This is a genomic window from Agathobaculum sp. (genome assembly GCF_034098985.1).
Taxonomy (GTDB): domain Bacteria; phylum Bacillota; class Clostridia; order Oscillospirales; family Butyricicoccaceae; genus Agathobaculum.
Window position 1 is genome coordinate 72,741 of the sequence record NZ_JAXEOA010000016.1, and the last position, 13,830, is coordinate 86,570.

11 protein-coding genes are annotated in these 13,830 nt (G+C 60.2%); 2 read left to right on the forward strand and 9 right to left on the reverse strand.

Annotated features, from left to right (window positions below):
- Positions 1 to 2: 2 nt before the first annotated feature.
- The 7 genes from SO058_RS05280 to gap form a co-directional block, all read right to left on the reverse strand.
- Positions 3 to 2,297, reverse strand: coding sequence for a pyruvate formate lyase family protein (locus tag SO058_RS05280; RefSeq protein WP_320841946.1), 2,295 nt, complete (start codon positions 2,295 to 2,297; stop codon positions 3 to 5).
- A gap of 20 nt (positions 2,298 to 2,317) precedes the next feature.
- Positions 2,318 to 3,244 carry a glycyl-radical enzyme activating protein gene (locus tag SO058_RS05285; protein WP_320841947.1) on the reverse strand — a complete coding sequence of 309 codons (927 nt, stop codon included), beginning with the start codon at positions 3,242 to 3,244 and terminating at the stop codon, positions 2,318 to 2,320.
- Positions 3,245 to 3,254: 10 nt separating this feature from the next.
- On the reverse strand, positions 3,255 to 4,415 hold the full coding sequence (locus tag SO058_RS05290) for a sugar ABC transporter permease (protein WP_320841948.1): 1,161 nt from the start codon (positions 4,413 to 4,415) through the stop codon (positions 3,255 to 3,257).
- Positions 4,378 to 5,937 carry a xylose ABC transporter ATP-binding protein gene (locus SO058_RS05295; RefSeq protein WP_320841949.1) on the reverse strand — a complete coding sequence of 520 codons (1,560 nt, stop codon included), beginning with the start codon at positions 5,935 to 5,937 and terminating at the stop codon, positions 4,378 to 4,380. Before SO058_RS05295 ends, SO058_RS05290 begins: the two co-directional genes overlap by 38 nt.
- A 75-nt stretch (positions 5,938 to 6,012) precedes the next feature.
- A complete protein-coding gene (locus SO058_RS05300) occupies positions 6,013 to 7,101 on the reverse strand; it encodes a sugar ABC transporter substrate-binding protein (RefSeq protein ID WP_320841950.1) in 1,089 nt (362 codons plus the stop codon).
- Positions 7,102 to 7,295: 194 nt separating this feature from the next.
- Positions 7,296 to 8,282, reverse strand: a complete 987-nt coding sequence (locus SO058_RS05305) for a LacI family DNA-binding transcriptional regulator (protein WP_320841951.1) — start codon at positions 8,280 to 8,282, stop codon at positions 7,296 to 7,298.
- A 337-nt stretch (positions 8,283 to 8,619) separates the two neighbouring features.
- Positions 8,620 to 9,633: a type I glyceraldehyde-3-phosphate dehydrogenase gene (gene gap, locus SO058_RS05310; protein WP_320841952.1), complete on the reverse strand. Its 1,014-nt coding sequence runs from the start codon at positions 9,631 to 9,633 to the stop codon at positions 8,620 to 8,622.
- A gap of 245 nt (positions 9,634 to 9,878) precedes the next feature.
- On the opposite strand from gap, the gene SO058_RS05315 reads away from it, so the two are divergent.
- Positions 9,879 to 10,943 (forward strand): sensor histidine kinase, encoded by a 1,065-nt coding sequence (locus tag SO058_RS05315; protein ID WP_320841953.1) that lies wholly within the window; start codon positions 9,879 to 9,881, stop codon positions 10,941 to 10,943.
- A gap of 88 nt (positions 10,944 to 11,031) precedes the next feature.
- Positions 11,032 to 11,775, forward strand: a complete 744-nt coding sequence (locus SO058_RS05320) for an S-layer homology domain-containing protein (protein ID WP_320841954.1) — start codon at positions 11,032 to 11,034, stop codon at positions 11,773 to 11,775.
- A 54-nt stretch (positions 11,776 to 11,829) separates the two neighbouring features.
- Here SO058_RS05320 and SO058_RS05325 read toward each other — a convergent pair whose 3' ends face one another.
- Together SO058_RS05325 and coaE are read right to left on the reverse strand one after the other, a co-directional pair.
- Entirely contained in the window at positions 11,830 to 13,224 is a 1,395-nt protein-coding gene (locus SO058_RS05325) for an aminopeptidase (RefSeq protein WP_320841955.1), read from the reverse strand.
- 4 nt (positions 13,225 to 13,228) lie between these two features.
- Positions 13,229 to 13,819 carry a dephospho-CoA kinase gene (coaE, locus tag SO058_RS05330; protein WP_320841956.1) on the reverse strand — a complete coding sequence of 197 codons (591 nt, stop codon included), beginning with the start codon at positions 13,817 to 13,819 and terminating at the stop codon, positions 13,229 to 13,231.
- Positions 13,820 to 13,830: the final 11 nt, after the last annotated feature.

Below are 13,830 nucleotides of genomic sequence, written 5' to 3' on the forward strand. Positions count from 1 at the left end.
CCTCACAGCGAATGCTTAACCTTATGGATCAGCACGTCCTGATGCTCCCGGCTCAGCGCGACAAAATACGCCGACAGCCCGCCCATGCGCACGCGCAGGCTGCGGTGCCGCTCGGGATGGCGCTGCGCGTCCTCCATTTCCTCGGCGTGGACGGTCGTCAGCGTCAGAATGACGCCGCCCAGGTCGATGAACGAGCGGATCAGCCCCGCCATGCGCGCAAGCCCGGCCTGTCCCTCGATCTCGTTCGCGTTGATCTGCAGATCGAGCGGACAGCCGTGGTAGTACGGCAGCAGGTCGGGCGCGCAGATGGACTGGATCGCGGCGGTCGGCCCGGCCAGATCCATGCCGAGCGTGGGCGAAAAATTGCTCGCCACCGATTCGCGCGCCAGCCGCCCGTTTGCGGAAGCGCCGATGTTGTAGCCGATGCTCATATAGGTCTCAAAGGTCGCGACGCCCAGCCCGATCACCAGATTGCCGTGTCCCACGCGCGCCTGCACGCGCCTCGAGGCCTGCTCGATATCGCGCAGGACGCGGCACGCCAGCCCGTCGGCATAGGGCTCGTCGTTCCCGAACTTGGGCACGCGGTTCACAACCTTTTCCCGCAGCGTTTCATAACCCTGGAAATTGCAGCGCAGCGCCTCGATCAGCTCGCCCATCGAAAGCGACCGCTCCTCATACACCAGCTTTTTGATGACCGCCAGCGAATCGACAAAGTTGGAGAACTCGCTGACCATCAGCGCGTACATATTGTAGCGCGCGCCGTCCACGGTCAGGTCGAGCCCGCGTTCGACGCAGTCGTCCATCACGCTCGACAGCAGGGGGGACGGCGCGATCTTGTAGCGGTCCTTATAATATTTGAGCTTATTCCGGATGATCTCCTCGATGCGCAGCTCGACATGCCGCAGGAACATGCTGTAAAACGCCTCAAAGGAGGGGATTTCGCACGGGTCGCCCAGGTCGGGCGCCTCCTTTGCGCCGCGCAGCAGGCTGTGCCCACGAAACAGCATATATTCCAAAATTTGCAGCACCTTGATGTAGGCAAACTGGAAATTGGTCTTGCCCGGAATGAGCACCTCCCAGCAGCCGTCGTTAGAATAATCGCGCGCGTCCTCAATGGGCACGCCGTTTCGCACCAGACCGGGCACGATCACCTCGTCGTTATAAATGGCGGGCTCTCCCGAGCCGCGGCGCAGGATTTCGGCGCAGAGGTCGTACAGCTCCCGCGGGCTGTCCTTATGGAAGCGCACCGACGCGACCGGCATGATCGCTTCCAAAAAGCTCCACTGGCGCAGAATTATATAAGTAAGCGCGTTGGTCGCGTCCGCCCCGTCCCGCGTCAGGCCGCCCAAAATCATATTGAGCAGGAAGTTGTTCGCGGACGTGCCGTAGTTATACGCCGCGTCGTTTTCCAGAAAGAAGGTCGCGGCCTGTTCGGCGGGGTCGCCGCCGTCGATCTGGTCGATGGCCTGCACATGGTCAGTCTCAAAGTTTTCGGGCAGGATCTGCACGCGCTCACTGAATTTGGCCAACCAGCTGCCGATCAGCTCCTCGGCGCGCGCTTCGGTTAAGCGTCCCTCGCGGATATCCCGCGCATAGTAGGGGTAGAAATACTGGTCCGGCCGGCCGATGGGCGTCCATTCGAGCGTCGAGTGCAGCGCGCAGAAGAAGAGGAACATGCCCTGCAGCGCCTCGTGCAGCGTTTCGGCCGGGTTTTCCGGCACGCGCGCGCAGATCCGCGCGATCTCGAGCAGCTCGGCGCGCCGGGTCTCGTCCCGCGTGCCCCGCGCCGCCTCGGCGCACAGCCGGACATACCGGTCGGCCAGCGTCTTGACCGCGTTCAGGCTGATCTCCATGGCGCGGTATAGGTCGAGCCTGCCCTGGTCGGGCGTTTCTTTCCGGCATTCCTCGCGCACCTTTTCCTCGATATCCCGCCGGATGCCCGCGCAGCCCTTTCGCAGCACGGTCTCATAGTTCGCCGGATGATGCCCCCAGACCGATTTGACGGTAAACGAGGACTTCAGCGCTTCCTCCTTTTCCTCGGGCAGCGCATAGTCCGGGAACTCATGGCCTAGACCGGTCGCCGCCATGGTCGCGATGCCGACGATCAGCTCGTCCGGCTTGATCTCGATCGGCATATACCGCATGGTATGCTCGACGCCGAGCGCCTTGCGCACGACCAGCGGCTCTTTTGTCACCGACTCACATGTGAGGATGGTCTCGTTTTGGCCCCACCACTCCTTTTTGGTCACGTATTCCACTTCAAACAGGCGTTTTTTGATTTTTTCCATTCGCGTCATGCGATTTTCCGCCTCCTGTCTCATTCGCCCGCGCCGCCTATGCTGGCCCGCAGGCCGTATTCCCGTAGCAGCGCCGCAGCGGCTTCCAGCGCTTCGTCGGTCGGGCTTTGATATCCCGCGCACGCATAGGGCATGTCCAGCCCATGCCATTTGTTCTCGCCAAGCTGGTGAAAGCCCAGCAAATGCACTTCTTTTACGCCATTTCCCACCGCAATGCGCGCGGTCTCCCGGATATTCGCCTCCGAATCGTTGACCCCGGGGATAAACGGGAACCGGATGACCACACGCTTGCCCATCTGGCACGTCCGCGCGAGATTGTCCAATATGGTTTCATTGCCCACGCCCGTATACCGCTTATGCGCCGCCGGGTCGGCGTGCTTGATGTCGTACAGCACCAAATCGGTGTGCGCGAGCACGCGCTCCAAGTCCTCCCATGCGCAGTGGCCGCAGGTCTCGAGCGCGGTGTGGACGCCGGCTTTTTGCAGCCGCCGCAGCAGTTCGGACGCAAAACCGGGATACATCGTCGCCTCGCCGCCCGAAAGCGTCACGCCGCCGCCCGTGTTGCGGTAAAACACCGCGTCGGCCAGCGCCGCCCGCTCGACCTCCCCGACCGTCCGCTCCGCACCCACGATCGTGCGCGCGCCCGCGTAACACGCTGCGGCGCACGCGCCGCAGGCCGTGCAGCGGCTGCGGTCGGTGCGGAAAAAGCCGTCCGCCGCCGTGACCGCCTTTTGCGGGCAGGCCGCAATGCACGCGCCGCAGCCGATGCACAGGTTGGGAAGCACCATGAGCTGCGCCCGCGAGCTTTGCGTTTCGGGGTTCTGGCACCACTGGCAGCGTAGCGGACAGCCCTTCAAAAAGACTACCGTGCGGATGCCCGGCCCGTCATGCACGCAGTAGCGCTGGATATCGCTGACCGGCGCGCGCAAAGTTTGCTGCATTGCCATAAAACTTTCCTCAGCTTTCGCCTTTTTTGCTGGCGATGTCGAGCGCCACCGCGAACAGCAGCACCAGACCCTTTGTGATGTACTGGTAGGTGTTGCCCAGGTTGAGCATGCTCATGCCGTTGTCCAGGCTCGCCATCATGATCGTGCCGATGATCGCGCCGACGATCGTGCCCGAACCGCCCAGCGTGCTCGTGCCGCCGACGATGCAGCCCGTGATCGCGCTGAATTCGAAGTTCTGCCCGGTCTGCGCGGTCGCCTGCCCGATGCGCCCCAAATAGACGATGCTCGCAACCGCTGTGACCAGCCCCATGAGCATGAAGATCTTAAACGACGATCTCTCCAGGCTGATGCCGGACAGCCGCGTCGCCTCCCGGTTGCCGCCGATGGCGTAGACGCTGCGTCCGAACTGCGTGTTCTTGCACGCGAATGTGACCGCCGCCGCAAGCACGACCAGCAGCACGATGGCATACGGGATGCCGCGGTATAAAATCAAAATGCTGCCAACCGCGGCGAGCGCAATCGTGATGACTGCCAGCCGCCCCAGATCCTTTTTGAGCGGCGGCACGGGCAGCTCGTAGCGCTCCCGCGCTTTGCGGGAGCGGAACGTCTTAACGAACAGCAGCGCGATCACGAGCGCAAGAAACAGGATGCTCACATCGTTTTTGAAGAACACGCTCGGCAGGAACGACCGGCCGGGCGCGCTGAATCCGTCGCTCATCGGGCCGATGCCGACGCCCTCGCCGACCAGCAGCGTCAGCCCCTTAAACACGAGCTGCCCGGCCAGCGTGGCGATGAACGCGGGGATGTGCCGGTAAGCGATCCAGTAGCCGTTCCAGCAGCCGATGAATAAGCCGAGCACAAGCGTCAGCACGATGGTCACGGGCGCGCTGAGGCCCAGCCGCACCTCCATGGTCGCGGCGGCCGTGGCCAGAAAGCCGAGCGCCGCGCCCGCCGACAGGTCGATATACCCCGCGACCATGACCGGCACCATGCCGATGCCAATGATCGCAAACGTGCAGCCCTGCATGAGCAGGTTGGTCATGTTGGTGCTCGTAATATAAAGCCCGCCGGTCAGCGCCTCAAACAGCACGAAAATCACCAGCAGTTCGACCACGAGCGCGTACTTTGTGAAATTATTCTTCAGGTTTTGCCGCAGCGCTTTCGCTTTCATGGCTTTGCTCCCCTCCCGCCGCATAATACAGGATCTTTTCCTGCGTGGCCTCCCGCCAGTCCAGTTCGGCGTTGATTTTTCCCTCGTGCAGCACATAGATGCGGTCGCTCATGCCCAAAATTTCGGGCAGCTCGGACGAGATCATCACAATGCACACGCCCTGCTCGACCAGCTCGTTCATAATCTGATAAATCTCATATTTCGCGCCCACGTCGATGCCGCGCGTCGGCTCGTCGACGATCAATATTTTAGGCTGTGTGAGCATCCATTTGGAAAGGATGACCTTTTGCTGGTTGCCGCCCGACAGGTTTTTCGCCTGCACGTCGATCGACGAAACCTTGGTGTGCAGCGCGTCGATCTGCCGCTGGGTCTGCTTGATCTCCCGGTTCCGGTCGATCACATGGAAGCGGGTCAGCTTATCGAGACTCGCGAGCGACATATTGAACATCACGCCGTTTTCCAGCACCAGCCCATACCGCTTGCGGTCCTCGGACACATAGCCGATGCCGTGCTCGATCGCCTCGCGCGGGCTGCGCACGCGCACTTTTTTCCCCTCGAGGAACAGTTCGCTCTCCGGCGCCGCCGGCAGCGCGCCAAACAGGCTCATCGCCAGCTCGGTGCGCCCCGCGCCCATCAATCCCGCGATGCCGAGGATCTCGCCCCGCCGCACCCGGAACTCCACATGCCGCACCAGCTCGCGCGTGCTGTCCTTGGGGTCGAGCGCGGTCCAGTTTTTCGCTTCGAGCACGGTTTCGCCCGCCGTGTGCGGGCGGCGCGGGAACCGCTCGATCAGCTCCCGGCCGACCATGGCGGCGATCAGGCTGTCCTCGGTCATTTCGGCCACATCGCGCGTCAGGATCGTCCTACCGTCGCGCAGCACGGTCACCCGGTCCGCGATCTCGAACACCTCGCCCAGCTTGTGTGAGATGTAAATGCAGGTCGCCTGCTCGCTCTTGAGTTCGCGCAGGATCTCCATCAAAACGCCGACCTCGGACTCGGTCAGCGACGCGGTCGGCTCGTCCAGAATGATCAGCTTCGCGTCTTTATTCAAGGCCTTGGCGATCTCGACGAGCTGCTGCTTGCCAACGCCGATGTCTCCGATCTTGGTATCCGCGCTTTCCTCCAGATGCACGCGCCGGAACAGCGCTTCGCATTTTTTATACTGCTCCTGCCACTGGATCACGCCGTTTTTGCGGATCTCGTTTCCCAGAAAGATGTTTTCGCACAGCGTCATCGTTTTAATCAGGTTCAGCTCCTGATAAATGATGACGATGCCCTGTTTTTCGCTGTCCCTAGTCTTTTGGAACGCCTGCTGAACGCCGTTGTAGATGAGTTTCCCCTCGTAGGTGCCTGCGGGATAGATGCCGCTCAGCACTTTCATCAGCGTCGATTTGCCCGCGCCGTTTTCCCCGACCAGCGCATGGATCTCGCCGCGGCGCACGCTGAAATTCACATCATCCAGTGCCCGGACGCCCGGGAACAGCTTGGTGATGTGCTCCATCTGCAAAATATAATCCTCCATCGCGATTCCCTCCGCACAGTCCGCGGCCCTCCAAAGAGAAAGGAGGCGGGCGGATTGCCCGCCTCCTCTCAATCGTCAATCGTAAATTTCCTCGCGGGTACGGATGCCGCCGTCGATGATCACTTCGTCCAGATTGTCCTTATCGACCAGCTGGCTCTTCAGCTCGAGCGCGGGCACGTCCATTTTTCCGTTGTTGTAGGTACCGGTCGTCTCGACGCTTTCGCCCTTTGCCAGCGCGACCGCCGCTTTGAGCGTCTCGGTCACCTGCGTGTGGGTGTTGTAAAAGATCGTGCTCGACTGTGTGCCCGCGAGGATGCGCTTGAGCGCGGTCACATCGGCGTCATGCCCGGTGACGACGACCTTGCCTGCCAGCCCCTGCGCTTCCAGCGCCTGGATCGCGCCGCCCGCAATGCCGTCGTTCGCGCAAAGCACGGCGGCGACGTCGTTGCCCGTCTTGGCAAGGGCGTTCTCCATGTTCGCCATCGCGACATTGGCCGCCCAGTTCTGCGTATATTGATCCATCACGACCGTGATCTCGCCCTTGTCGATGTACGGCTGCAGATAGTCATACCAGGCTTCCTTGTATTTTTCGGCCTCGGGAAGCGTCGTCTCGTCCGCGTTGAGCAGCACATAGTTGCCCTTGGGCGCGCGCTCCAGCGCGTATTTCACCGACTGCTCCTGCACCTGGTATTGGTCAAACAGCGTCAGCAGGTCGAGGTGCGCGTTCTGGATCAGGCGGCAGTAGGCGACGACCTTGATCCCCTCGTCATAGCAGCGGTCGATGACCGGGCCGATGGCCGAGGTGTCCACCGCGCCGACGATCAGCGCGTCGATTCCCTGGGAAATCAGATTTTCGATCTGCGAAAACTGCTTGTCGGAATCGTTGTCCGCGATCTGCATGAGCAGCTCGACGTTGCCCATGCTCGCGGCTTCTTCTTCAAAAAACGCCTTATCGTTCTGCCAGCGCTCCTCCTGCAGGGTCGGCAATGCAACGCCGATCTTCATTTTTTCCCCGCTTTTGTTATCATCCTGTGCAGCCGGTGCGGCCGCGCCCGGGTCGGCGGCGCCGTCCTGGCCGGCCGGCTGCCCACAGGCCGCCAGTCCGCCAAACAGGGCGAGCGTCAGTCCCAGGGACACCATTCTCTTCCAAAGCGACTTTTTCATGATTCTCCTCCGTTTCTCAATGTGTGGTATTTCTTCAAACGCCTCAAACGCGCCTGAATCCTGCCATAATTTCCCGATATCGGGGTAAAAAAGGGTGCAAAAAACCAAGGGTCTGCGCTGTCTGTTTTTCAGACCCCTCGAAATCCTGTCCGTTATGAAGTTATAAAACGGTAACGCCGCACGCGCTTTTCAGTTTAAGTGGATTCACGGATAATGAGCTGCGCTTCCAGCACGCTTGATGCGGGCGGCTGTTCGCTCTCTATGTAGTCGGTCAGCTTTTCTGCCGCCTGCCGGCCGATCTCAAAGGCCGGTTGGTGCACGGTGGTCAGCGCCGGCGTGATGCAGTCGAGCATGGTCAGATCGTCAAAGCCGACCACGGCGACATCCTCGGGGATGCACAGCTTTTTCTCGCGGCACGCCCGCATCACGCCGATCGCCAGAATATCGCACGCGGCGAAGATCGCGGTCGGCCGTTTGGGCGCGTTCAGCAGCTTGAGAGCCATCCGGTAGCCGTCCTCGGCGGTCGCCATCTCGCCCATGCGGATGTAAAACGGGTCGGCGGGCACGCCGCGCGCACCCAGCGCGTCCCGGTAGCCCTGCACACGGTCCTTGCTGCTCATGTAGTGCTCCTTGCAGATGAACGCAATATCCCTGTGCCCTTTGTCCAGCAAATACTCGGTGGCCAGAAACGCGCCCCGGTAGTTGTCCATGCTGACCGAAACCGCCTGTTCAAAGCCGTCGAGCTTGGTTGTGGTGATAAACGGGATGCCTTCCTTGAGCAGCGAGGACACCAGCTTGTGGTGGTCCTGGCATGGGTCGAGCAGGATGAACCCGTCGACGCGCTTTTGCCGGTAAAGGTCGTAATAGTTGTTTTCGCGCGGATAGCACATCACCAGATAATACCGCCGCGTCTCCAGATAGCTGCAGACGCCGCGCAGGATCTCCACATCCAGCGGGTTCATAAACGCCTGCTCGACATCGTACGGAATAATCAGGCCGACATTGTTGACGCGCCGCTGCACGATCGCCCGCGCGCCCGCATTCGGCTGATAGCCGTGCTGTTCAATAATCTTTTGAATTTTCTCGCGGGTCTTGAGGCTGACGTCGGGCTTGTCATTGAGCACCCGGGAGACCGTTGTTTTGGAGACCTTTGCCGTTTGCGCAATTTCATCAATGGTCATAGGCCACCCCTTTCTGTGTCCAAAACGGGCGGAAATGGCAATCGTTACCGTTTCCGTTACCGCTACCGTTACCGTTTTCGTACTTTCAATATAACATTGGGCCACTAGGCTGTCAATCTCTCAAACCCCGGCGAAATTCACAACCTTTGCGAAAATTTCTTGCGTTTATTGACGAATTTTGTCGTTTCCCAATAAAAATTTCACAAAAATTCTGTTCCGATACTGACAGGCCCAGTACCGGTACTTTGACAAAAATATAACATGCAAAAAAGATCAAAAAAGCGCTCCCTCTCAGAAAGCTCTGAAAGGGAGCGCTTATTTCTCATTTGAGGGAAAATCAGGCGTTGTCGACCTTGGCCATGTGCTCAACGAGCATCAGCAGCTTGTTCGAGTAGCCCCACTCGTTGTCGTACCAGGAAACGACCTTGACGAACGTATCGGTCAGCGCGATGCCGGCCTTGGCGTCGAAGATCGAGGTGCGCGCGTCGCCCAGGAAGTCGGACGAAACAACGTCCTCGTCGGTGTAGCCCAGAATACCCTTGAGCTCGCCCTCAGAGGCCTTCTTCATCGCAGCGCAGATCTCGTCGTACGTGGCGGGCTTCGCCAGGTTGACGGTCAGGTCGACGACGGAAACATCCAGCGTCGGAACGCGCATGGACATGCCGGTCAGCTTGCCGTTCAGCTTGGGGTAAACCTTGCCGACAGCCTTAGCGGCGCCGGTCGAGGAGGGGATGATGTTGCCCGAAGCCGCGCGGCCGCCGCGCCAGTCCTTCTTGGACGGGCCGTCAACGGTCTTCTGCGTGCCGGTGGTCGAGTGAACGGTGGTCATCAGGCCGTCGGTGATGCCGAACGCCTCGTCCAGCACCTTGGCGATCGGAGCCAGGCAGTTGGTGGTGCAGGAAGCGTTGGAAACGAAGTTCATGTCCTTGGTGTAGGTGTCGTGGTTGACGCCCATGACAAACATCGGCGTATCATCCTTGGACGGAGCGGACATGATAACCTTCTTCGCGCCGCCGTCGATATGCGCCTGCGCCTTTTCCTTGGTCAGGAACACGCCGGTGGACTCAACAACGTAGTCCGCGCCGACCTTGCCCCACGGGATATTCTTGGGATCCATCTCGGCAAAGAACAGAACCTTCTTGCCGTCTACGGTGATGGAAGAATCGTCATACTCGATGGTGCCGTCATAACGGCCGTGCATGGTGTCATACTTCAGCATGTACGCCATGTAGTCGGGCGACATAAACGGGTCGTTCACCGCCACAAACTCAATATTGGGGTTCTTCAGGCCCGCGCGGAATACCATGCGGCCGATACGGCCGAAGCCATTGATGCCTACTTTGATAGCCATTTACAGAAATCCTCCTCAAATTTGATACATGATCTCAACGATAGGTTCATTATACACTATCCCCAGTGTTTGCCGCAAGGTGTAATATTTGTGAAAATTTTATCAGATAAGGGCGCCTTTTTGTATAATTTTCTTTGCAATACGAGGGGGCATAGTGGTATAATAAGCACGTAACACAAAATATAGTATTTCAGTCTGAGAGACGCCTTATACAAAGAAATTTTACAGTTTTTCGGAGGATAGAGATGGCGGAAACATTCTTTTCGCAGCTTGACGATGAAACGCTTCGCGCGCTTTTAGGGCGGACCGCGCTGCGCGACGCCGCGCTCGTGCTGGCCGGACCGACCCTGCACATCGAGCGGTGCAGCGAATCTGCCGCACGGCTGACCGGCCTGCACCCGCTTGAGCGCATCGACCAGCTGTTAAGCGAAGCCACGGTGCACGCCTTGCAGGACTGTATTGAAAACAAACGTCCGCGCACCGTTTATGAGGAGCTGGACGGTGTGGAATACCGGCTCGAGCTGCTGCCGCACCGCGAGGGCGCGCTTTTGGCGTTCCTGCGCGACGACCGCGCGCAGTACGACGGCAGCCTGCGCGTGCTGCACATTAAGAACGCCCAGTTTATCGGCGCGATGCTGGCCGATATCGGGCAGGTAGAGGATCAGGCGCTTGCCCAACACATGCAGAACCAGTGTATGCGCATGCTCCGCGCCTTTGACCATTCGGATTTTCTGCACACGCCGTCCCAGCTTGAGCATCTTCGGCTGACCTGGGGCGACCTTGCCGGGCTTTGCCGCGAAGCGGCGGAGGCCGTGCGCAAAAAGACCGGCCGCAATATCGTTTTGCACGCGCCGGAGCGTTACCCGTTCCTGATGGAGCGGGATCTTATCAAGACCGCGCTGTATAACCTGCTGGCCAATGCTCTTCAGGTCACGCCTGAGGGCGAAGCGGTTGAGATTTTTTTGTCTCCCGATCCTGAGCACCCTACCGTCACCGTGGCCGACCGCGGCCCCGGGCTGGACGCCTCCCTGTTTGAGCGCCTGCTGGACGGCTGGCACCACACGGTCGGCTTCTATCAATATCTGGAACTTGCGCGCGGCGGCGTTTCGCTCGGCCTCGGCCTGCCCCTCATCGAACGAATCGCCTCGCTCCACTGCGGCCGGCTGCTGCTCTCGCCGCGCGACGGCGGCGGCAGCGAACTGCATTTTGTGCTTAGCCACCTGCCTGACGCGATGGCCGATAATAACCTGCACGCCCCGACCGTGATCGACAGCTATTCGGTCGAAGAGCTGGAGCTCTCTATTTTATGACGAATTTTGCGCCCCCCGCCAATCTATGGTATACTGTTTTGGAATACGGGGCCGGGCGCAGTTCGACCCAAAAGTTAGGAGACAGAATATGAAAAAGACAGTTTCCCTGCTGCTTGCCGCAGCCATGACAGTCAGCCTGGGCGCAACTGCGTTCGCCGCTGAGGACACCGCCCCCAAGCCGGACACCGATCAGACCGCGCCGACCTACACCCGTCCGGCGGACGTTTCCGGCTGGTATGCCGAGGCCGCTGACTACGTGCTGGAAAACAAGCTGATGGATACCGTTGAGATCGACGGCGCCGCCAGCTTCCAGCCGGACGCGTTCCTGAGCCGCCAGGCCATTGCCGAATGCATCTTCCGCGACGCGACCGCGCGCGACGTTGCCTCGGTCGATGGGGACGCCGGCATGTCCTTTAAGGAGCTGGCCGATTATGCCGATATCGACGAAACCTACCTGCCCGCCGCCTCGTTCTGCTACTACACCGGCATCATGGCGGGCGACAACGAGAAGAAGCTGCATCCCGATTCGATGATCTCCCGCGAGGAGCTGGCCGCCGTGCTGACCCGTTACTACAAGTACCTGGTCAAGACCGAAACCGACCTCGAGTCCGGCATGGCCATCAAGGAGTTCACCGACTACGCCGAGATCCAGACCTGGGCGCACGAAGAGCTCCAGTTCTGCGTGAACACCGGTATGCTCAAGGGCAATAAGGACGGTTCCTTTAACCCCAAGGGCAATGTGACCCGTGCCGAAATGGCGCAGATCCTCTTCAATCTGGAAAAGTCCTTTGTCGAAAAAGCTTATGACGGCCTCAAGCTGATCAGCAAGTAGGAAAGCAGCAAAAAACCGCGTTCCAATCGGAACGCGGTTTTCTTTTGTCCAAAATCAGTCCTTGTAAAACGCGGAGAAGCCCTTGTAAGCCATATAGAGGTCGAGCTTGGCGATCACCTCGAACGGCGCGTGCATGGACAGCACGGGCACGCCCGCGTCCACCGTGTCGATATTGCGGTTGGCAAGGTACATCGCCACCGTGCCGCCGCCGCCCTGGTCGACCTTTCCGAGCTGGCCGGTCTGCCAAATGACGTTCGCCTTGTCAAAAATGCAGCGGATGCGCGCCATCAGCTCGGCGGTCGCGTCCGACGTGCCCGACTTTCCACGCGCGCCCGTGTATTTCACCAGTGCAAAGCCGCAGTTTATCTTGGCGTCGTTTCGCTTTTCGGATACCTCGGGGAAATTGGGGTCAAAAGCGTTGCATACGTCGGCCGACAGGCAGACCGAGTTTTCCAAGCATTCCCCGGGAAGTACGTCCTGCGCGCGGCACAGGTCGTCCATCAGCGTATCGAACGCGCGGGACTGCATACCGGTCACGCCGTCCGACCCCGTCTCCTCCTTGTCCACCAGCAGGCAGACACAGGTGTGCGCGGGCGTGCCCTTGAGGTCGAGCATGGCGGTCGCCGCGGTGTAGGAGCATACGCGGTCGTCGTGCCCGTAAGCGCCGACGAATGAACGGTCGAACCCGATGTCGCACGCGTTCCACGCGGGCACACAGCACAGCTCGGCGGACAGGAAATCAGCTTCCACCATGCCGTATTCGCGGTTTAAGTGCTCCATGATCGCAAGCTTGACCTTTTCGGTGCACTTGTCGTCGCCGGTATCCGACGGCACGGAACCGATCAGCACGTTGAGCCCCTCGCCTTTCACGACCTCGGTCGCCTTTTTGCTCATCTGCTCGGTGGCGAGGTGGGGCAGCAGGTCAGTGATGACGAATTTCGGGTCGTCCGGCTTTGCGCCGACGCTGACCTCGACCTTTTTCACCTGCCCGTTATGGCACACGCAAACCACGCCGCGCAGTTCGAGCGGAATGGCCGTCCACTGGTATTTCTTGATGCCGCCGTAGTAGTGGGTCTTGAAATAGGCCATGCCGCCGTCCTCATAAAGCGGCACGGTGCGGATGTCGATGCGGGGCGCGTCCAGATGCGCGGCGGTCAGCCGCACACCCTCCCGAAGGCTCTTTTTGCCGATCACCGCGAGCGTGATCCCCTTGTTTCGGTTGACCTGATAAATCTTGTCGCCCGCTTTGAGCGTATCGTCCCGCGTCCACGCGCGAAAGCCCTTGCTCTCCGCGCGCTTCACCATTTCCTTTACCGCGTCGCGCTCGGTCTTGCCCGCGTCCAGAAATGCCTTATAGCCCTCGGCATAGGCCTGCATGGCGGTTTTGTCCGATTTGGTCAGGCGGTCAAAGCCGGTCTTCTTGTCGTAGAATAGCTGTTCGGATGTCATCAAATCAGTCTCCTTTTATGAGTTTTTCAAACAGCGCGCCACACGCCGCGCGTAAAGCCGCGGGTTCGCCGTTGTTTTCCAGAATATAATCGCACCGGGCGCGGTAGAACGCGTCGTCCGGCTGGGCGAGCACGCGCGCGCGCGCGTTTTCGGGCGAAAGCCCGTCCCGCGCCATGACGCGCGCGATGCGCGTTTCGCGCCCTGCCAGCACGCCGACCGTTTTGGCACAGAACGCGTCCGCGCCGGTTTCAAACAGCGTCGGCGCGTCGTACAGCACAAAGGGCGCGGATTTCTGCGCCTCGATCTCCGTGAGCGAGGCCGCACGGATATAGGGAAAGGTGATTTCGTTCAGCGTTTTCAGCTTTTCCAGGTCGGAAAAGACGATTTTGGCGAGCGCAGGGCGGTCGAGCGCGCCCGCTTCGTCCAAAACGCCGGGGAACGCTGCCTCGAGCGCATGCAGCATAACCCGGTTTTGCGCGCACAGGCCGCGGTAGACCGCGTCCGCGTCCACCCATCCCGCGCCGCGCTCTCGCAGAAACGCCGCCGCCGTTCCCTTTCCCGTGCCGCTGCCGCCGGTCAGGCCGATGATTTTCATAGTATGCACTT

Excerpts from the sequence above, each read along its gene's own strand:
- SO058_RS05280 (WP_320841946.1), bottom strand. The coding sequence starts at position 2,297 with ATGACGCGAATGGAAAAAATCAAAAAACGCCTGTTTGAAGTGGAATAC.
- SO058_RS05285 (WP_320841947.1), bottom strand. The coding sequence starts at position 3,244 with ATGGCAATGCAGCAAACTTTGCGCGCGCCGGTCAGCGATATCCAGCGC.
- SO058_RS05290 (WP_320841948.1), bottom strand. The coding sequence starts at position 4,415 with ATGAAAGCGAAAGCGCTGCGGCAAAACCTGAAGAATAATTTCACAAAG.
- SO058_RS05295 (WP_320841949.1), bottom strand. The coding sequence starts at position 5,937 with ATGGAGGATTATATTTTGCAGATGGAGCACATCACCAAGCTGTTCCCG.
- SO058_RS05300 (WP_320841950.1), bottom strand. The coding sequence starts at position 7,101 with ATGAAAAAGTCGCTTTGGAAGAGAATGGTGTCCCTGGGACTGACGCTC.
- SO058_RS05305 (WP_320841951.1), bottom strand. The coding sequence starts at position 8,282 with ATGACCATTGATGAAATTGCGCAAACGGCAAAGGTCTCCAAAACAACG.
- gap (WP_320841952.1), bottom strand. The coding sequence starts at position 9,633 with ATGGCTATCAAAGTAGGCATCAATGGCTTCGGCCGTATCGGCCGCATG.
- SO058_RS05315 (WP_320841953.1), top strand. The coding sequence starts at position 9,879 with ATGGCGGAAACATTCTTTTCGCAGCTTGACGATGAAACGCTTCGCGCG.
- SO058_RS05320 (WP_320841954.1), top strand. The coding sequence starts at position 11,032 with ATGAAAAAGACAGTTTCCCTGCTGCTTGCCGCAGCCATGACAGTCAGC.
- SO058_RS05325 (WP_320841955.1), bottom strand. The coding sequence starts at position 13,224 with ATGACATCCGAACAGCTATTCTACGACAAGAAGACCGGCTTTGACCGC.
- coaE (WP_320841956.1), bottom strand. The coding sequence starts at position 13,819 with ATGAAAATCATCGGCCTGACCGGCGGCAGCGGCACGGGAAAGGGAACG.